Origin of the sequence: Pseudomonas sp. 50_B, assembly GCF_017491625.1 — a bacterium.
Classification (GTDB): domain Bacteria; phylum Pseudomonadota; class Gammaproteobacteria; order Pseudomonadales; family Pseudomonadaceae; genus Aquipseudomonas; species Aquipseudomonas danubii.
Map to the genome: position 1 here is coordinate 16,693 of NZ_JAFGYX010000036.1, position 19,569 is coordinate 36,261.

Sequence of the window (19,569 nt, forward strand, 5' to 3'; positions counted from 1 at the left end):
TGCCGGCACCGACGCCAGGCAATAAAAAAGCCCCGTATCTTGCGATACGGGGCTTTTTTTGTTCAGGGCGGGGTCAGGCCGTTACAGCACCGACTGACCGCTCATGGCCAGGTCCAGCAGTTCCCGGTTGGCCACGGCATACATGGCGTAGTCGGTGCCGCTGGCGGCACGGATTTCCACCATCATGGCGCGCCAGCGATCAGCCATGCTCGCGTTCTGCTCCAGCCACAGGGCCACGCGGGCTTCCATGTCGTCCGGCGCATCGGCCATCTGCAGCACCTTGATGGTGATCGCCCGTTGCTGCCAGTCCACATCGTCGCGGAAGGCTTCACGGGCCTGGGCCTGCCAGTTGTTGCCCACCGGCAGATCGCTGATCTGCTGCAGGTACCACGGCAAGTCCAGGGCGCTGCCCACGGCGAAGTAGGCCTTGGCCACATCGGCCGCGCTCTGACCAGTCACGTCGGCGGCTTCGATGATCGGCAGCAGGGTGTACAGGTGAGTGGTGCCTGCAACCATGCGCGCCAGCAACTCCGGTACGCCGGCTTCGACATAGGCCTGGTAACGGTTCTGCCAGCCTTCGCGGGTCGGGCCTTCCAGCAGTTCGTCGAGCTTGAGGCCCAGGGCCGCCAGGTGCGGACCGAAGTGGGCGACATCGCGCGCGGCATCCTGCTCGTTGCGACGGCTGCGCAGGAACCAGCGGGTCGCCCGACGGCCCAGACGCATCAGCTCGTCCATCAGCTCCAGTTGCACCTGGGCCGAGACCTGGTGATCCAGGGCTTCGATCTGACGGAACCAGTGCGGCAGGTGGAAGATGTCCCGCACGATCACATAGGCACCGGCAACGTTCGCCGGGCTCATGCCGGTGGACTCCTTCAGGCGCTGCACGAAGGTGATGCCCATGTGGTTGACCAGGTCGTTGGCGATCTGGGTGCTGACGATCTCGCGCTTCAGACGATGGCGACGCATGGCTTCGGAGAACTTGGCCACCAGGCTCGGCGGGAACGCGGTCTCCATGTCACGGGTCAGGTAGTCGTCATCCGGCACCAGGGACTTGAGCAAGGCTTCCTTGAGGTCGATCTTGCTGTAGGAAATCAGCACCGACAGCTCCGGACGGGTCAGGCCCTTGCCGGTCGCGGCGCGCTCGGTGAGCTGCTCCTCGGTCGGCAGGTACTCGATGGCGCGATCCAGCTTGCCACGGCCTTCCAGGTCGCTCATCAGGCGCTTGTACTCGGCAGCACGCTCGTAGGCACGGCGCGCGGCCAGGGACAGGGCCTGGGTCTGCTTGTAGTTGTTGCCCAACACCAGGCCGCCGACTTCGTCGGTCATGCTGGCCAGCAGCTGGTTGCGCTGCTTGTCAGTCATGTCACCGGCCTGCACCACTTCGTTGAGCAGGATCTTGATGTTCACTTCGTGGTCGGAGCAGTCCACGCCACCGGCGTTGTCAATGAAGTCGGTGTTGGAACCGCCGCCATTGAGGCCGAATTCCACACGACCCAGCTGGGTCATGCCCAGGTTGCCGCCCTCGCCCACCACTTTGCAGCGCAGCTCGTTGCCGTTGACGCGCAGGGCGTCGTTGGCCTTGTCGCCGACGTCAGCGTGGCTTTCGCTGCTGGCCTTGACGTAGGTGCCGATCCCGCCGTTCCACAACAGGTCCACCGGCGCCTTGAGCAAGGCGTTGAGCAGCTCGGTCGGGGTCAGCTTGTCGGCCTGGATGTCGAAGCGCTCTTTCATCTGCGGCGAGATGGCGATGCTCTTCGCGCTGCGCGAGAAGATGCCGCCGCCTTCGGACATGATGCTGGTGTCGTAGTCGGTCCAGGCCGAACGCGGCAGCTCGAACATGCGCTTGCGCTCGACGAAGCTGGTGGCCGGGTCCGGGTTCGGGTCGATGAAGATGTGCAGGTGGTTGAACGCCGCCACCAGTTGCAGCTTGTCGGACATCAACAGGCCGTTGCCGAACACGTCGCCGGCCATGTCGCCGATGCCGACCACGGTGATGCTGTCTTCCTGGACATTGATCCCGCGCTCGCGGAAGTGGCGCTGCACGCCGACCCACGCGCCCTTGGCGGTGATGCCCATCTTCTTGTGGTCGTAACCGGCGGAACCGCCGGAGGCGAAGGCGTCGCCCAGCCAGAAGCCGTAGTCGATGGCAATGCCGTTGGCGATGTCGGAGAAGGTCGCAGTGCCCTTGTCCGCCGCCACCACCAGGTACGGGTCATCGTCGTCATGCCGCACCACGTTGGCCGGTGGTACCAGGGCGCCGTCTTTCAGGTTGTCGGTGATGTCCAGCAAGCCGGAAATGAAGATGCGGTAGCAGGCGATGCCCTCGGCCGCGATCTCGTCCCGGCTGCCGCCCAATGGCAGGCGACGGGGCAGGAAGCCGCCCTTGGCGCCCACCGGCACGATCACCGAGTTCTTCACTTGCTGGGCTTTTACCAGGCCCAGGACTTCGGTACGGAAGTCTTCTTCACGGTCGGACCAGCGCAGGCCGCCGCGCGCCACGTTGCCAAAGCGCAGGTGCACGCCTTCAACCCGTGGCGAGTAGACGAAGATTTCGAACTTGGGCACCGGCTTGGGCAGCTCGGGGATCAGGTGCGGGTTGAACTTGAAGCTGAAGTAGGACTTGTTCTGGCCGTTGGCGTCGGTCTGGTAGAAGTTGGTCCGCAGGGTGGCCTTGATCAGGTCCAGGTAGCGTCGCAGGATGCGGTCTTCGTTGAGCACCTGAACGTCGTCCAGGGCGGTGAGGATCGCTTGTTCCAGACGCTGCTGCTTGTCTTCCAGGTCTTCACTGGTGAGCTTGCGCGCCAGGTAGAAACGGGTCTTGAACAACCGGGTCAACTCGCGGGCGATGTCGGTATGGTTGTTCAGGGTGCTGGCGATGTAGCCCAGGTCGAAGCCCAGACGGATCTGCTTCAGGTAGCGGGCGTAGGCACGCAGCAGCGCCACGTCGCGCCATGGCAGGCCGGCAGTCAGCACCAGGCGGTTGAAGGCGTCGTTCTCGGCATCGCCACGGACGATGTGGACGAAGGCGTCCTGCAGCGTGTCGTTGAGCTGCTGGATGTCCAGGTCCAGGCCTTCGGCGGCGGTGAAGGCGAAGTCGTGGATCCAGTACTCGCGGCCATTGTTGTGGCGCAGGCGGTACGGGAACTCACCCAGCACGCGCAGGCCGAGGTTTTCCAGGATCGGCAGCACGTCGGACAGCGCCAGCGGGGTGTCGGCGTGGTACAGCTTGCAATGCAGCTCGCGCTGGCCGGAGACCTGGCCCAGGGGCTGGTAGAAGCTCATCACCAACGGGTTGGCTTCGGTGAGGCTCAGCAGGTGCTGCATGTCCACCACCGCCGAGTGGGCGGCGAAACGCTCGCGGTAGCCGGCCGGGAAGCCTTTGGGGAAGTCCGCCAGCACGTTGGTGCCGTGGGCTTCGCCGAAGCTTTCCACCACCAGGCTGGCGTAGTCGTCCTGCCAGCTGCGGCAGGCCTGCACCACTTCTTTTTCCAGCAGCAGCGGGTCGATGTCGATGCGTTGTTTCGGGTCCACCCGCAGGATCAGCTGCACGCGGGCCAGCACCGACTCGGAGAAGAAGGTCCAGAACTCGCAGTCAGTGGCTTGCAGGCGATCCATCAGCACTTGCTGGATCTTCTGCCGCACTTCGGTGGAATAGATGTCGCGCGGCACATAGGCCAGGCAGTAGCAGAAGCGACCGTACGGGTCCTTGCGCAGGAACACGCGGATCTTGTTGCGCTCCTGGATCTGCACGATGGACATCACGGTGCTGAACAGCTCGTCCACCGGGGTCTGGAACAGATCGTCCCGTGGCAGCACTTCCAGGACCTGGGCCAGTTCCTTGCCCAGGTGCGCCTTGGCCTGGAAGCCCGAGCGCTGCTCGATGACTTCCACCTTGCGGCGGATGTAGGGAATCACTCGCACGCTTTCGCCGTACACCGAGGAGGTGTAGAGGCCCATGAAGCGGCATTCCTTGATCACCTTGCCGTCGGCATCGATCTGACGGATCGAGACGAAGTCCGGGTAGGCCGGACGGTGCACGCGGCTGGGGTGCGCGGCCTTGGCGAACGACAGCGGCGTCGGTTCGCGCAGGTAGTTGACGGCGTAGTCTTCGATGCGCAGGTCATCGCTGGTCAGGCCGGCGCGCAGCAGCTTGGCCAGGCCGAGGAAGGAGCTGGGGTCATAGTCGATATGCCCGCCGTCCTGATCGGTGCCGACCACGAATTCTTCATAGCCGAGGAAGGTGAAGTGGTTGCCCACCAGCCATTCCAGGAAGCTCTTGATCTCGGTCTTTTCATCGGCAGCGATGGCGAACTGACTGTTGTCGATGCTTTCGATCAGTTCCTGGACCTTGGCCTTCATCGGCTCGAAGTCGGCCACGGCGACCCGCACTTCACCCAGCACCTGCTCCAGTTCCTTGCCCAGCACGCTGAGTTCGGCGGCATTGGCGCAGCGGTCGATCTCCAGGTACATCAGCGACTCTTGCTGCACGCCTTCGCCTTGGGTGCCCTTGGGCAGGATTTCTTGCAGCTCGCCCTTGCTGCCACGGCGCACGCTGAGCACGGTGGTCTGCAGGGTGTGGATGCTGTAGCCGCGACGGTTGAGTTCGGTACGGACCGAGTCCACCAAAAACGGCAGGTCGTGGTGCAGGACTTCCACCGCGGTGTGGGTCGACTGCCAGCCGTGACGTTCGTAATCGGGGTTGTAGACGCGCACTTGCGGTTGCGCGTGATCGAAGCGCTCAAGCAGGCGCCAGGCAGAAAGGGTGCAGCCCGCCAGGTCGGACATGCGACGCTGGGTGAGTTCGTCCAGGGAAATGATGCCGAAGAATTGTTCAGCGAACAGCGCCACTTGTGGCAGTGCCTGTTCACTGATGTGCTGGGCCAGTGCCGCTTGCAGTTGGTGCTGAAAGTCGGCCTTGCTGGCTGCGGTGAAGAACGCCATCTGTGGTACTCCGCTTGGGCTTGTTATTGATGGTAGCGTCGCGTGCAAACCCCTTGCGGGGCGGTGGTGCATCCTGCTCCTGGTCTCGGGCAGAGGTTGCAGGATGCCAGGTGGGTGAAGCTGGACGAGACGCGCAGGTCACATTCACCTTCCCGGGATGGGCATCTGCAAAAACGACTGGCGCTTGCAGAGCGCGCAATGCCTTTACAGGTGACCATCACCCTTCGGACGCCCCCCCAATTGCACTTGAGAACAAATTGTCCGCTGCGCAGCTTAACGAGTGGAACGCGACAGCTGCTTGCGATGCTGCGACATATTCGGTCAACGGCACGCAACTGGCGGACGGTGCCCTGAACAACACTAGCAGGCGACGGAGAAAAACCAGGGTTTTTCCCCGGTTTCACGGTACTTGCGTACCAGAAGTGACGCTGCAGGTGATGACTGTTCACGACCTGTTCTCTGACAGACAAGCCAGCAGAAATTCCCTCGGGCTGGCAGAATTGTTTCTTTGTGCCCTGTCCGGCCGCTGCCGGCCCCGCCCCAGGAATGCCCCCATGCTCATGACCACTGCCCACCTGATCGCCAACCCTTGCGACGACGAAGAAGACAACATGGCCATGCTCTGCTGCCACAGCAGCCAGGGCGAGATGTTCCTGATGAGCCGCTACCCGGATGAGGACGAGCTGGAAATCACCCTCGACGGCGAGCCCTCGACCCTCGATGGCGTCAAGGTCACCCTGAGCCCGACCACCCTGCTGATCGAAATCGCTGCGGCCGACGCCGACGCCCTGAACGGTTCCGACCACCTGGAAATCCGCCACAGCACCGCCGCCTCGGACCTGGCCGAAGTGGAACTGACCCTGCAGAACATCCTCAAGGGCACCGGCACCTACATCAGCCAACTGCCCTGACCCGCCGTTGAACCTGCGGCGCCCTCAAGATCCCCGCGTCTCCTACGGAGCCGTGCGCAGCCTGCGGCAGCGGCTACAACAGCCCTGGCAACGCCTGTAGCCGCTGCCGAGCCTGTGGCGAGGCTGCGAAAAGGTCCGCAGGACCTTGCCTGACGGCCTCCCGCCAAACCTCGGCGGCCCTCCAGATCCCCGCGTCTCCTGCGGAGCCGTGCGCAGCCTGCGGCAGCGGCTACAACAGCCGCACATCCTGGCAATGCCTGTAGCCGCTGCCGAGCCTGTGGCGAGGCTGCGAAAAGGTCCGCAGGACCTTGCCTGACGGCCTCCCGCCAAACCTCGGCGGCGCTCCAGATCCCCGCGTCTCCTGCGGAGCCGTTCGCAGCCTGCGGCAGCGGCTACAACAGCCGCACATCCTGGCAATGCCTGTAGCCGCTGCCGAGCCTGTGGCGAGGCTGCGAAAAGGTCCGCAGGACCTTGCCTGACGGCCTCCCGCCAAACCTCGGTGGCGCTCCAGATCCCCGCGTCTCCTGCGGAGCCGTGCGCAGCCTGCGGCAGCGGCTACAACAGCCGCACATCCTGGCAACGCCTGTAGCCGCTGCCGAGCCTGTGGCGAGGCTGCGAAAAGGTCCGCAGGACCTTGCCTGACGGCCTCCCGCCAAACCTCGGTGGCCCTCCAGATCCCCGCGTCTCCTGCGTCGGTATGCCGCCCAAACCGTTCGCAGCCTGCGGCAGCGGCTACAGGAACCGCCTGCGGGAATCGGTGGGTGGCGGTGTTTTTTTTTCGACTAATTGGCTAAATCAGGTTTTCCCCGTTAGTCGCCGACCCCCGCTATGGATTAAAGTATCGCCCCCAGCCCCGACGTTAGTTCAACGCCCGGGGCGCACCCTCTCCAGGAACAGTCACCGATGGAACATCGTGAAGCGCTATTGGCGCTGCGAACCTTTCTTTCAACGCAGATTCTCGGCCAGGAAAAACTCATCGAGCGCTTGCTCATCGCCCTGCTCGCCGACGGCCACATGCTGGTCGAAGGCGCTCCAGGACTGGCCAAGACCAAGGCCATCAAAGAGTTGGCCGAAGGCATTGAAGCGCAATTCCATCGGATTCAGTTCACCCCCGACCTGCTGCCCGCCGACATCACCGGCACCGAGATCTATCGCCCGGAAACCGGCAGCTTCGTGTTCCAGCAAGGCCCGATCTTCCACAACCTGGTGCTGGCCGACGAAATCAACCGTGCCCCGGCCAAGGTCCAGTCGGCGCTGCTGGAGGCCATGGCCGAGCGTCAGGTCAGTGTCGGGCGCAGCACCTATGAACTGTCGCCCCTGTTCCTGGTGATGGCGACCCAGAACCCCATCGAGCAGGAAGGCACCTATCCCCTGCCCGAAGCCCAGCTCGACCGTTTCCTGATGCACGTCAAGATCGGCTTCCCGGACGCCGCCGTGGAACGCCGCATTCTCCAGCAGGCCCGCGGCGAAGCCTTGAATGGCGAAACCAAGCCCGAGCGTCGGGTCAGCCAGCAGGCGATCTTCGCCGCGCGCAAGGAAATCCTCGGCCTGTACATGGCCGACGCGGTGGAGGAATACCTGGTGCAACTGGTGATGGCCACCCGCACCCCGGCCAAGTTCGACCCGGAAATGGCCGAGTGGATCGCCTACGGTGCCAGCCCCCGCGGCTCCATTGCCCTGGACCGCTGCGCCCGGGCCCACGCCTGGCTCGCCGGGCGCGATTTCGTCAGCCCGGAAGACATCCAGGCGGTGCTGTTCGACGTGCTGCGCCACCGCATCATTCTGTCCTTCGAGGCTGAAGCGGCAGGCATCGACCAGGACCGTGTGGTACAGCGCATCCTCGACGTCGTTGCCGTCGCCTGATCTCCATGACTCAAGCCATCGCCGAACCCGGCATTCGCATCACCCTCGGCGAGCTGATCGAGATGCGCCACCGCGTGCGCGAGGTGCAGCTGTTCTCCACCCCCAGCCAGCGCAGCCCGCTGATCGGCTTGCATCACTCCAAGCTGCGCGGACGCGGTGTGGACTTCGATCAGGTGCGGGTCTATCAGGCCGGAGACGACGTGCGCACCATCGACTGGCGGGTCACCGCCCGTACCCAGGAACCCCACACCAAGCTGTTCCACGAGGAGCGCGAGCGGCCGATCTTCATCATGGTCGAGCAAAGCCGCCAGCTGTTCTTCGGCTCCGGGCTGATGTTCAAGTCGGTGCTCGCCGCCCAGGCCGCGAGCCTGATCGGCTGGGCCGCCCTGGGTCATAACGACCGGGTCGGCGGCCTGGTCTACGGCGACGACGAGCACTACGAGATCAAACCGCGACGCAGCAAGCAAAGCCTGTTGCAATTGCTCAACCGCCTGGTGCGGGTCAACCAGTCGCTGCACAGCGAAGCCCAGCCCCAGCGTGATGCCCTGGGCACCGCGCTGCTGCGCGGCCGTGAAGTGCTGCGCCCCGGCAGCCTGGTGATCGTGATCTGCGACGAGCGCGCCTTGAGCGACGCCGCCGAGCAACAGCTGAGCCTGCTGTCGCGGCACTGCGACCTGCTGCTGATGCCGCTGTCCGACCCCCTGGACCATGCCCTGCCCGCCGCCGGGCTGTTGCGCTTTGCCGAGCGCGGCGCGCAGTTGGAACTGGACACCCTGAACTACGAACTGCGCCAGGCCTACCGGGCCCAGAGTGAAGCGCGCATCGCCCGCTGGGAACGCCTGGCGCAAAAACTGCGGGTGCTGCTGATGCCCCTGAGCACCCAGAGCGAAATGGTCGAGCAGTTGCGCGAGTACCTCAATCCGCAGCGCCCGGGAGCCGGCCGATGAGCAGCCTGGAACAACTGCAACCGCTGCTGCCGCCGCCCGCAATCGGCCTGTGGCCGCCAGCACCAGGCTGGTGGCTGCTGGCGTTGCTACTGCCGGTGCTCGGCTTCGCGGCCTGGCGTTGGCGTCATCTGTGGCCACGCAAAGCTGCGCGCGCGCGCAGCGAACAGCCCCTGGACCCGGTGCGCCTGGCCGCCCTGGCGGAACTGGCGCTGCTGCCCAAGCCCTATGATGGCGCCCCGGCCGGCGCCTGGCTGCAGGCCCTCAACGCCCTGCTCAAGCGTCTGTGCCGCAACCACTATCCCTACAGCCAGAGCCACACCCTCAATGGCCGCAAGTGGCTGGCGTTTCTCGACAACCGCTGTCCGGCCGCCGGTCTGACCCGCTGGATGGTGCTGGTGGAAGGCGCCTACAAACCCGAGTGCAAGCTCGACGACAAAGCCATCGCCGGCCTGACCCAGGCGGTGGACACCTGGATTCGCAAGCATGTTTGAGTTCGCCTGGCCGTGGATCTTCGCCCTGCTGCCGCTGCCCTGGCTGCTGCGCCTGGTGCTGCCGGTGGCCGACAGCGGCGAGCCGGCGCTGAAAGTGAGTTTCCTCAGTGACCTGGAAGGCCTGTCCAAGCGCCGGGCCCGGGCCCACCTGCCGGCCTGGCGCCAGCAGGCCCGCTTCATCCTGCTCTGGGTCCTGCTGCTGTTGGCCGCGGCACGCCCGCAATGGCTGGGGGAACCGCTGCCGGTGGCCGCCAGCGGCCGCGATCTGCTGGTGGCGGTGGACGTCTCCGGTTCCATGGACTTTCCCGACATGCAATGGCAGGACGAAGACGTCAGCCGCCTGAGCCTGGTCAAGCACCTGCTGGGGGACTTTCTCGAACACCGCGAGGGCGACCGGGTCGGCCTGATCCTGTTCGGCAGCAAGGCCTATCTGCAGGCGCCCCTGACCTTCGACCGGCGCACGGTGCGGATCTGGCTGGATGAAGCGAAGATCGGCATCGCCGGCAAGAACACCGCCATTGGCGACGCTATCGGCCTGGCCCTCAAACGTCTGCGCCAGCGCCCGGCGCAGAGCCGGGTGCTGATCCTGGTCACCGACGGCGCCAATAACGGCGGCGAAATCCCGCCCATTACCGCTGCACGCCTGGCCGCCGAGGAAGGGGTGAGAATCTATCCCATCGGCATCGGGGCCGACCCGGACCAGGGCGCGACCCTCGGCCTGCTGGGGCTCAACCCGAGCCTGGACCTGGACGAGCCGGCCCTCAAGGAACTGGCCGAAGTCACCGGCGGGCGCTACTTCCGTGCCCGTGACGGTCAGGAGCTGCAAGCCATCAAGGACACCCTCGACCAACTGGAGCCGGTGGCCCAGCAGCCGACCCAGGCCCGCCCGGCCCAGGCCCTGTACCACTGGCCCCTGGCCACGGCGCTGCTGCTCAGCGTGCTGCTGGTGCTGCGCGAGCGCTGGCCGCACAACCCGCTGCAGCGCTTCTTCAGCGAGTCGAACTTCCTGCTGCCGGCCCATGACTGGCGCCAGCGGCTCAAGCGCCTGCGCTTGCGGAGGCGTCGATGATCAGTCTCTGGCCCCACTGGTTCCGACCCGGATGGTTGCTGGTGCTGCCACTGCTGGCGCTGCTGCTGTGGAAGCTCTGGCACCGGCAGAAGCGCGCCGGACGCTGGCAGATGATCCTGCCACCGGCCTTTCACGCCGCCCTGCTCAGCGGCGGCAACGGCCGCGAAAGCAAACTGCCCTGGGTGGCCCTGGGCCTGGCCTGGCTGCTGGCGGTGCTGGCCCTGCTGGGCCCGAGCTGGCAGCGGGTGGAACAGACCAGCCAGAAACCCGCCGACCCGCTGGTGGTGCTGCTGGAGCTGACCCCGCAAATGCTCGCCAGCGACGTGCCGCCCAACCGCCTGGAACAGGCCCGGCACAAACTGCTGGACCTGCTGCAATTGCGCAGCGACGCCCAGACCGCGATCGTCGTCTACGCCGGCAGCGCCCACACCCTGGTGCCGCTGTCCGATGATCTGGCCACCAGCCGCAACCTGCTGGACGCCCTCAAGCCATCGATCATGCCCCAGGCCGGGCAGCGCGCCGACCTGGCCCTGCTCAAGGCCCTCAAGCTGCTGGACCAGGGCGCCCTGGGCCAGGGCCGGGTGTTGCTGATGGCCTCCTCCCTCAGCGAACAGGAACGCCAGGGCATCCGCCAGGCGCTTGACGGCGGAACACCGCAATTGCTGATGCTCGGCCTCGGCAGCCGCGACGGTGCCCCGGTGGCCCTGGAAGACGGCAGCTACCTCAAGGACGACCTGGGGGCGATCCTGGTATCGCGCCTGGACAGCCCGGACCTCAAGCAGTTCATTGGCGAAGTGGGTGGCCGCTACCGTCAGGCGCGCCTGGACGACAGCGACCTCAAGGGCCTGGGTCTGACGGGCGGGCCGCAAGGCGTGCGCAGCGACGGCCAGACCCTGCGCCTGGACACCTGGGCCGACCAGGGCTATTGGCTGTTGCTGCCCCTGTTGCTGCTGGCGGCCTGCGCCGGACGCCGGGGCTGGCTGTTCTGCCTGCCGCTGCTGCTACTGGCCGCGCCGCAACCCAGCTACGCCTTCGACTTCAACGACCTGTGGCTGCGCCCCGACCAGCAAGGCCAGCGCCTGCTGCAACAGCAGCGCCCGGCCGAGGCTGCACGACACTTCCAGGACCCGCAATGGCAAGGCGTGGCCTTGTACGAGGCCGGCAACTACAATGCCGCCGCCGAGCGCTTTGCCGAAGGCAACGACGCCCGCGCCCACTACAATCGCGGCAATGCCCTGGCGCGCAGTGGTGAGCTGGAAGCCGCCATCGACGCCTACGAACAGGCCCTGGAACAACAGCCCGAGCTGCAGCCGGCGCTACACAACAAGGCCCTGGTGGAAAGCCTGTTGCAACAGCAGCAAGCCACCCCGCCAACACCGCCGCAGCAGCCGGAAAACCCCGACAGCGACGACAGCAACACCCCCGGACCCAGCGCGACGGCCACCCAGCCGGCCACCGCCAGCGAACCCCCGGACAACCCCGGGCAGCCTGCGGCCAACGAGGGCCAGGCCACAGCGCCCGACCCGCAGCGCAACGGCTACAGTGAGGTGCCCGGCAGTGAGCTGGACGACCAGCACACCACCACGCCCCTGCGTCCGGCCCAGGACAGCCTGGACGCCGAACACCAGCAGGCACTGGAGCAATGGCTGCGCAAGATCCCGGACGACCCGGGAGAACTGCTGAGGCGTAAATTCTGGTACGAACAGCAACAACATCAGGATCAGGGAAAACTTCGATGACCCGCTGCACCGCCCTTCTGCTCGCCCTCGCGCTCTGGACCTCGGCGTCCCAGGCTGCCGGGCTGCTCGCCAGCCTGGACCGCAACCAGGTGAACTCCGGCGAGACTGTCGAGCTGACCCTGGAGTCCACCGACGTCACCCAGTTCGGCAAGCCCGACCTGACGTCCCTGGACAGCCAGTTCGAAGTGCGCGGTACGCGCCAGGTCAACCAGCTCAACAGCCTTGGCGACAGCCACGCCAGCACCCGCTGGATCGTCACCTTGCTGCCGCGCCACACCGGCACCCTGGAAATCGCCCCGCTGCAACTGGGCAACCTGCAGAGCCAGGCCCTGACCCTGCAAGTCAACGCCAGCCCGGTGCAGGATCAGGACAGCCGCCTGGAACCGGTGTTCATCCACGCCGAACTCGATCAGCCCAAGGTCTATGTCCAGGCCCAGGCCCTGCTGACCCTGCACATCTACCATTCCGTGCCGCTGTTCGACGACAGCAGCCTGAGCCCGTTGCAACTGAGCGATGCCCGGATCGAGCAACTGGGAGAGCCGCGCACCTACGAAAAACTCATCAATGGCGTGCGCCATGGCGTGATCGAGATGCGCTACGCCGTCTATCCCCAGCGCAGCGGCGAACTGCTGATCCCGGCGCTGACCTTCACCGCCACCCCGGCCAACCCGAGCACCGGTCAGGAGCCGGCGTCCCAGACCCCCAAGCCCGGCAAGCTGATCCACGTCAGCTCCGCCGAACTGAGCCTGCAGGTGCTGGCCAAGCCTGCCGCCTACCCCGCCGATGTCCCCTGGCTGCCGGCCCGCAGCCTGAGCCTGAGTGAAAGCTGGAGCCCGGAACCCGATCACCCGCAGGTCGGCGATTCCCTGACTCGCAGCCTGACCCTGAGTGCCGAGGGCTTGTCCAGCGCCCAACTGCCCCCACTGCCCCAGGCCGAGATCAATGGCCTGCGCAGCTACCCGGACCAGCCGCAACTGAGCAACCAGCACATCGAGCACGGCCTGCTGGGGATTCGCGAAGAGCGCCAGGCCCTGGTGCCGACCCGCACCGGCGACCTCGAACTGCCGGCCCTGGAGATCACTTGGTGGAACACCTTGGAAGATCGCCTGGAACAGACCAGCCTGCCGGCGCGAACCCTGCAAGTGGCGAACAACCCCAGCCTGGTGGTGGACACCCCGGCGGGCAACGCGCCGATCAGCGTCGACAGCGGCAACCTGTGGCTGTGGCAACTGAGCACCCTGCTGCTGGCCTGCACCACCCTGCTGGGCTTTGGCCTGTGGTGGCGTGCGCGATCGCAACCGGCGGTGCTGCGGGCGGCCCAGACCGGCCCCAGCCCACGCTCGCTGCTGGACGACCTCAAGCGCGCCTGCCAGGCCAACGACCCCCAGGCCACCCGCCAGGCCCTGGACGCCTGGGCGCGCCAGCAACCGGAAACCCTGGCCGACATGGCCGCGCGTTTCATCCCCCTGTCCGATGCCCTGGATGGCCTCAACGGCGCCCTCTACAGCGAGACCGGCCAATATTGGCAAGGTGAGGAACTCTGGCGAGCGATCCGCGCCATCCCCATCAACGAGCGAGTGCAAACCCCAGTGGCGGACACCACCAGCCTGCCGCCGCTGTACCCCAAATAACAGCAGCCGTGCAGCCCCCTGCGGCGTAGGAGCCGGCTTGCCGGCGACGAGGCCGGTAAGTCATGCAGCGCCTGGGCGGGCCCTTTCGCTGGCAAGCCCGCTCCTACAGCCAACTCCCTGGAGCCAAGCCGCTGGGCCAATCGCGCCTGCATTTGCCGCAGCGTCGGGCATAAACACGCGTTTGCCAGTAAACTCTCGACCCTTTCGCCGCGGTCATCTTCTGTGCGGCCAGCCTTTTTCATGCGGAGTTTGCCTTGCGTCTGTTTCACACCTCCGACTGGCACCTGGGCCAGAACCTCCACGGCCAGGAGCGCGACTTCGAACATGCCTGCTTTCTGGAGTGGCTGTTGCGCCAGCTCAAGCACGAGCAACCGGACGTGCTGCTGATCGCCGGCGATATCTTCGATACCGTCAACCCGCCGGTCAAAGCCCAGGAACGCCTCTACGACTTCATCGTCAGCGCCCACGAACAGCAGCCGGCCCTGACCATCGTGATGATCGCCGGCAACCACGATTCCGGTTCGCGTATCGAACTGCCCGCCCCCTTGATGCGCCGCCTGCGCACCCACGCCCTGGGCCGGGTGCTGTGGCTGGATGACGGCCAGCTCGACGCCGAGCGCCTGCTGCTGCCCCTGCCCGACGCCAGCGGCGCAATTGTCGGCTGGTGCCTGGCCCTGCCCTTCCTGCGTCCGGCGGAAGTCACCGGCCCGCAGCTGGGAGACGACTACCTCAAGGGCATCGCCCAGGTCCATGAATGGCTGATCGCCGCGGCCAATGCCAAGCGCCAGCCGGGCCAGGCCCTGATCGCCGTGAGCCATGCGCACATGGCCGGTGGCTCGGTGTCCGAAGATTCCGAGCGCAGCCTGATCATCGGCAATGCCGAGGCGCTGCCCGCCAGCCTGTTCGGCGCGGACGTCAGCTACGTGGCCCTGGGGCACCTGCACAAGCCGCAGAAGGTCAATGGCGAGGAGCGCATCCGCTACAGCGGCTCGCCGATTCCCCTATCGTTTTCCGAAATCGACTACCCGCACCAGATCCTCGATGTGCGCCTGGACGGCCAGACCCTGGTCAGCGTCGAACCGCGGCTGATTCCCCGGGCGGTCAACCTGCAACGCCTGGGCCCGGCGCCCCTGGGGGAGATCCTGAGCCAGCTCGGCGAGCTGCCGGACATCGACCTGTTGGCCGAAGAACAGCGCCAGCCCTGGCTGGAAGTGCGGGTGCGCCTGGACGAACCGCAACCGGACCTGCGCCAGCAAGTGGAAAGCGCCCTGCAAGGCAAGGCCGTGCGTCTGGTACGGATTGCCGCCGAATACGCCGGTAACGGCGGCCGCGACGCTGAAGACAGCGGCGCCGAGCTGATCGAACTGGATCAACTGAGCCCCGAAGAACTGTTCCGCCGGGCCTGGCGCGACGCCTACGCCAATGAAGTGGACGACGCCACCCTCAAGGATTTCGCCCTGCTGTTGCAGGACGTTCAGCAAGAAGGTGAACAGCCATGAAGATCCTGGCCATCCGCCTGAAGAACCTGGCCTCCCTGGCCGGCCCGTTCGAGATCGATTTCACCGCCGAGCCCCTGGCCAGCGCCGGCCTGTTCGCCATTACCGGGCCCACCGGTGCCGGCAAAAGCACCCTGCTGGACGCCCTGTGCCTGGCGTTGTTCGGCGCGGTGCCGCGGCTGAACAAGATCGCCAAGGAAAACAAGGTTCCCGAGGTCGACAGCGATATCTCCACCGGCGACCCACGCACCCTACTGCGCCGTGGCACCGGCAGCGGGTTCGCCGAAGTGGACTTTGTCGGCATCGACCGGCGCCGCTACCGCGCCCGCTGGGAAGCCAACCGCGCCCGCGACAAGGCCAACGGCAAGCTGCAAGCCAGCCGGCAGAGCCTCACCGACCTGGACAGCAATCAATTGCTGGCCAGTAGCAAGCGCGACTACGAACAGCTGATCGAATCCAAGCTGGGCCTCAACTTCGAGCAATTCACCCGCGCCGTGATGCTGGCCCAGAGCGAGTTCAGCGCCTTTCTCAAGGCCGACGACAAGGAACGCAGCGAGCTGCTGGAAAAGCTCACCAACACCGCGATCTACAGCCAGCTGGGGCGCCGGGCCTACAGCAAGAGCAAAGAAGCCGACGAGGCCCACAAGGCGCTCCAGGCCCAGGCCAGCGGCATCGTCCCCCTGGACCCCGAGGCCCGGGCCGAACTGGATCAGCAGTTCAACGACGCCCAACAGCAGCTCAAGACCCAGCAGGCCCAGCTCAAGCAGCTGGAAGCCCAGCACAGCTGGCTCAAGGAATTGCGCCAATGGCAGGAGGCACAGCAGGACGCCAGCGAGCAGTTGCAACAGGCCGAGCAGGAGGCTCAGACCCTGGCTCCGCAGCGCCTGCGCCTGCAACGGCTGGAGCAACTGGCGCCGCAGCGTCACCAATTCCTGCGCCAGATCGAGCTGCGCCAAGCCCTGGAGCCCCTGCGCCAACAGATCGAGCAGCAGGCCGCGCAACAGGTTGAGCTGCAACAACGTCACCAACAGCTGCAACAGCACGTGCTCGACGCCGATAGCGCCCTGACCCAGGCCCAGAGCCAGCACAGCGACAGCGTCCCGCTGCTGCGCGAAGCCTTTGCCGAACAGGGCAACCTGAGCCGTCTTGGCCAGAGCCTGAGCGACGCCGGCGAAACCCGTGACCGCGCACAAAGCGCCAGTGCCCAAGGCCAGCAAAGCATTGCCCAACTGCTGGAGAAGCAGCGTCTGGTGGGTGAGCGCCTGGAGCGGATCGCCGGGCAGTTGGCGCACAGCGCCGCCCTCGCCCCCTTGAGCGAAGCCTGGACGCTCTACCGCGAACGCCTGCAGCAACTGATGCTGATCGGCAACCGTCTGAATCAGGGCCAGAGCGAACTGCCAGCCCTGGAACAGCGGGCCAGCACCGCGGCTCAGCAACTGGCCGAACAACGTTCCCACCTTGAATTGCTCTACAGCGAAGCCGGTGCCGAACCCCAGGCCGTGGCCGAGCAGATCCAATTGCTGGACGGCCTGCTCAAGGACAACCGCAAGCAACAACGGGCCACCGAAGAGCTGGCACGGCTCTGGGCCCAGCAACAGGAACTGGACCAGCGCGGCCGGGCCCTGCAAGACAAGCAACAAGCCGTGGCCGCCCAGCGTGAAGCACTGAACCAGGCCGGTCTGCAAGCCAAGGCCGAACTGAGCGTCGCCGAGCAGACCCTGAGCGTCACCCAGGCCCTGCTGGAGCGCCAGCGCCTGGCCCGCAGTGCCAGTGTCGAGGAACTGCGCGAGCAGTTGCAGGACGATCAGCCCTGCCCGGTGTGCGGCAGCGTCGAGCACCCCTATCACCAGCCCGAAGCCCTGCTGCACAGCCTGGGGCGCCATGACGAGAGCGAAGAAGCCAACGCCCGTCAGGCGGTGGACAGGCTCAAGGAACAGCTCAACGAACTGCGGGCCCAGGTCCAGGGCCTGATCGCCCAGCAGAAAGAATTCCTCCAGCAACAGGAACAACTGGCCAGCCAGCAACAGGCACTGGCCCCGAGCCTGCAAGCCCACCCGCAGAGTGCCAGCCTGCTGGACCAGGACCCGGCGCGACGCGATGCCTGGCTGCGCCAGCAACTGGAACAGTTGCAACAGAGCATCACCCAGGATGAGAGCCGCCTGGATGCCTTGCTGACCCTGCAAAAGGACGCCACGCGGCTCCAGCAGCAGTTGCAGCAAGCACAAGACGCCAGCCAGCAGGCGGCCCAGCACCTGCACAAGCAGCAGGAGCAATTGGCCGCCGACCAGCAGCGTCTGGAGGAAGAACTGGCCAGCTTCAACAACCTGCTGCCGGCCGAGGTGCTCGAAGGCCTGCGCCGTGACCCGGCCAGCACCTTCATGCAACTGGACCAGCAGGTCCTGCAGCGCATCGAACAGCTGCGCGAGCGCCAGGACGAAACCGAAGAACAACAGCAGCGCCAACTGCTGCTGGACAAGGAACAGGACCGCCAACTGACCCGCCAGCAGCAACTGAGCGACGCTCAGCAGCAGCTCGACGCCCTGAGCCAACAGCAGCAGGCCTGCCAGGACCGGCTGGCCGCCCTGCTGGGGTCGCACCCTAGCGCCGAGCTCTGGCAGCAGCAGCTCGATCAAGCCGTGGAACAGGCCCGCAGCGCCCAGGCCAAGGCCCAGCACGAGCAGCACGAGCTGCAGCAGCAACTGATCCAACTGAGCGCCGAACTCAAGGCCCGGCAAGAGCGCCTGCAAGCCCTGGACAGCGAACAGCAGCAACTGGCCGGCAGCATCGAGCAATGGCGCGCCCAGCACCCGGAACTGGATGACGCCGGGCTGCAACAATTGCTGGAACTGGATGAGGACCAGATCCAGCAACTGCGCCAGCGCCTGCAGGCCAACGACAAAGCCATCGAACAAGCCAAGGTCCTGCTCCAGGAGCGCCAGCAACGCCTGCAACAGCACCAGGCCCAGCACAACGGCAACCTGGAGGCCGGGCAACTGGCCCAGGCCCTTGAAGAGCTGCAGCAACAAGCCCTCGCCAGCGAACAGCAGGTGGCGGAACTGCGCGCCCGGCAAAGCGAGGACCAGCGCCGCCAGGAAGCCAACCAGGCCCTGAGCCAGCGCATCAACGAGGCCTACCAGCAATGGCAGCGCTGGGCCCGCCTGAATGCCCTGATCGGCTCGGCCACCGGCGACACCTTCCGCAAGATCGCCCAGGCCTACAACCTCGACCTGCTGGTGCACCACGCCAACGCCCAGTTGCGCCAGCTGGTGCGGCGCTACCGCCTCAAGCGCGGCGGCAGCATGCTCGGCCTGCTGGTGCTGGACACCGAGATGGGCGACGAACTGCGCTCGGTGCACTCGCTGTCCGGCGGCGAAACCTTCCTGGTGTCCCTGGCCCTGGCCCTGGGTCTGGCGTCCATGGCCTCCAGCACCCTGAAGATCGAATCGCTGTTTATCGACGAAGGTTTTGGCAGCCTCGACCCCGAGTCCCTGCAACTGGCCATGGACGCCCTCGACGGCCTGCAGGCCCAGGGACGCAAAGTGGCGGTGATTTCCCACGTCCAGGAAATGCACGAACGGATTCCGGTGCAGATCCAGGTCAGCCGCCAGGGCAACGGCCTGAGCACCCTGGAGGTGAAATGAGCACGCGGCCTATGCCCGAGGCGACCCTCTACTCGTTCCGCCGCTGCCCCTATGCCATGCGTGCGCGCCTGGCGCTGCGCTATGCCCAGGTGCCGGTGCGGATCGTCGAGGTCAGCCTCAAGGCCAAACCACCCGAGATGCTCGCGCTGTCGCCCAAGGGCACGGTGCCGGTGCTGGCGGTGGATGGGAGGGTGATCGATGAGAGCCTGGAGATCATGCACTGGGCGCTGGAGCAGCATGATCCGGACAACTGGCGGCTCATCGGCGCCCCCGAGGCCCAGACACAGATGGCGGCCTTGATTGCCGAGAATGATCAGGTGTTCAAGGTGCACCTCAATCGCTACAAGTACGCCGAGCGTTATCCAGAAGCGCCCATGGAGCATTACCGGGCCCAGGGCGAGGTGTTTCTGGCGCAGTTGGAGCGCCTGCTGCAGGAGCGACGCTATCTGCTGGCGGCGCATCCGAGCTTGGCGGACATGGCCCTGCTGCCGTTTGTTCGCCAGTTTGCTCATGTGGACCGGGAGTGGTTTGCGCAGACGCCTTATCGTGCGTTGCAGGAGTGGTTGCAGGGGGTTCTTGAATCGGAGTTGTTTGTGGGGGTCATGGCCAAGACTTTGGCGTGAGTTTTTTGTTGTGGGGTTGGGTACATATCCGGGGCTGCGGGTGCGGCGGCTTATGGTTCCGCTTTTACAGCGGGGTTGGGTACATATCCATTCCTGCGGGTGCGGCCGCTGGCGGTTTCGCTCTTACAGCGAGTTTGGGTACATATCCGTTCTTGCGGGTGCGGCCGCTTACGGTTCCGCTCTTACAGCGGGTTTGGGTACATATCCGTTCCTGCGG

11 protein-coding genes are annotated in these 19,569 nt (G+C 65.8%); 10 read left to right on the forward strand and 1 reads right to left on the reverse strand.

The annotated features are described in order from the left end of the window. Nucleotides 1-81 precede the first annotated feature (81 nt). Nucleotides 82-4,941 carry an NAD-glutamate dehydrogenase gene (locus J5M73_RS29670; RefSeq protein WP_102863322.1) on the reverse strand — a complete coding sequence of 1,620 codons (4,860 nt, stop codon included), beginning with the start codon at nt 4,939-4,941 and terminating at the stop codon, nt 82-84. A 554-nt stretch (nt 4,942-5,495) separates the two neighbouring features. Here J5M73_RS29670 and J5M73_RS29675 point away from each other — a divergent pair. The 10 genes from J5M73_RS29675 (at nt 5,496) to J5M73_RS29720 (ending at nt 19,352) form a co-directional block, all read left to right on the forward strand. Continuing rightward, on the forward strand, nt 5,496-5,852 hold the full coding sequence (locus tag J5M73_RS29675; protein ID WP_102863321.1) for a hypothetical protein: 357 nt from the start codon (nt 5,496-5,498) through the stop codon (nt 5,850-5,852). A 903-nt stretch (nt 5,853-6,755) separates the two neighbouring features. Further along, nucleotides 6,756-7,715: a MoxR family ATPase gene (locus J5M73_RS29680; protein ID WP_003218556.1), complete on the forward strand. Its 960-nt coding sequence runs from the start codon at nt 6,756-6,758 to the stop codon at nt 7,713-7,715. A gap of 5 nt (nt 7,716-7,720) precedes the next feature. After that, complete coding sequence (locus J5M73_RS29685; RefSeq protein WP_102863320.1) at nt 7,721-8,662, forward strand: DUF58 domain-containing protein; 942 nt, start codon at nt 7,721-7,723, stop codon at nt 8,660-8,662. Further along, nucleotides 8,659-9,153, forward strand: coding sequence for a DUF4381 domain-containing protein (locus J5M73_RS29690; RefSeq protein ID WP_102863319.1), 495 nt, complete (start codon nt 8,659-8,661; stop codon nt 9,151-9,153). The genes J5M73_RS29685 and J5M73_RS29690 overlap by 4 nt, the downstream gene beginning before the upstream one ends. Beyond that, entirely contained in the window at nt 9,146-10,222 is a 1,077-nt protein-coding gene (locus J5M73_RS29695) for a VWA domain-containing protein (protein WP_102863318.1), read from the forward strand. The genes J5M73_RS29690 and J5M73_RS29695 overlap by 8 nt, the downstream gene beginning before the upstream one ends. Further along, nucleotides 10,219-11,961, forward strand: coding sequence for a VWA domain-containing protein (locus J5M73_RS29700; protein ID WP_102863317.1), 1,743 nt, complete (start codon nt 10,219-10,221; stop codon nt 11,959-11,961). The genes J5M73_RS29695 and J5M73_RS29700 overlap by 4 nt, the downstream gene beginning before the upstream one ends. Further along, nucleotides 11,958-13,592 carry a BatD family protein gene (locus J5M73_RS29705; RefSeq protein WP_102863316.1) on the forward strand — a complete coding sequence of 545 codons (1,635 nt, stop codon included), beginning with the start codon at nt 11,958-11,960 and terminating at the stop codon, nt 13,590-13,592. The genes J5M73_RS29700 and J5M73_RS29705 overlap by 4 nt, the downstream gene beginning before the upstream one ends. Before the next feature lie 254 nt (nt 13,593-13,846). Further along, complete coding sequence (locus tag J5M73_RS29710; protein ID WP_102863315.1) at nt 13,847-15,091, forward strand: exonuclease SbcCD subunit D C-terminal domain-containing protein; 1,245 nt, start codon at nt 13,847-13,849, stop codon at nt 15,089-15,091. Then, complete coding sequence (locus tag J5M73_RS29715) at nt 15,088-18,729, forward strand: AAA family ATPase (RefSeq protein ID WP_102863314.1); 3,642 nt, start codon at nt 15,088-15,090, stop codon at nt 18,727-18,729. Before J5M73_RS29710 ends, J5M73_RS29715 begins: the two co-directional genes overlap by 4 nt. Further along, a complete protein-coding gene (locus tag J5M73_RS29720) occupies nt 18,726-19,352 on the forward strand; it encodes a glutathione S-transferase (RefSeq protein ID WP_102863313.1) in 627 nt (208 codons plus the stop codon). Before J5M73_RS29715 ends, J5M73_RS29720 begins: the two co-directional genes overlap by 4 nt. Nucleotides 19,353-19,569 lie beyond the last annotated feature (217 nt).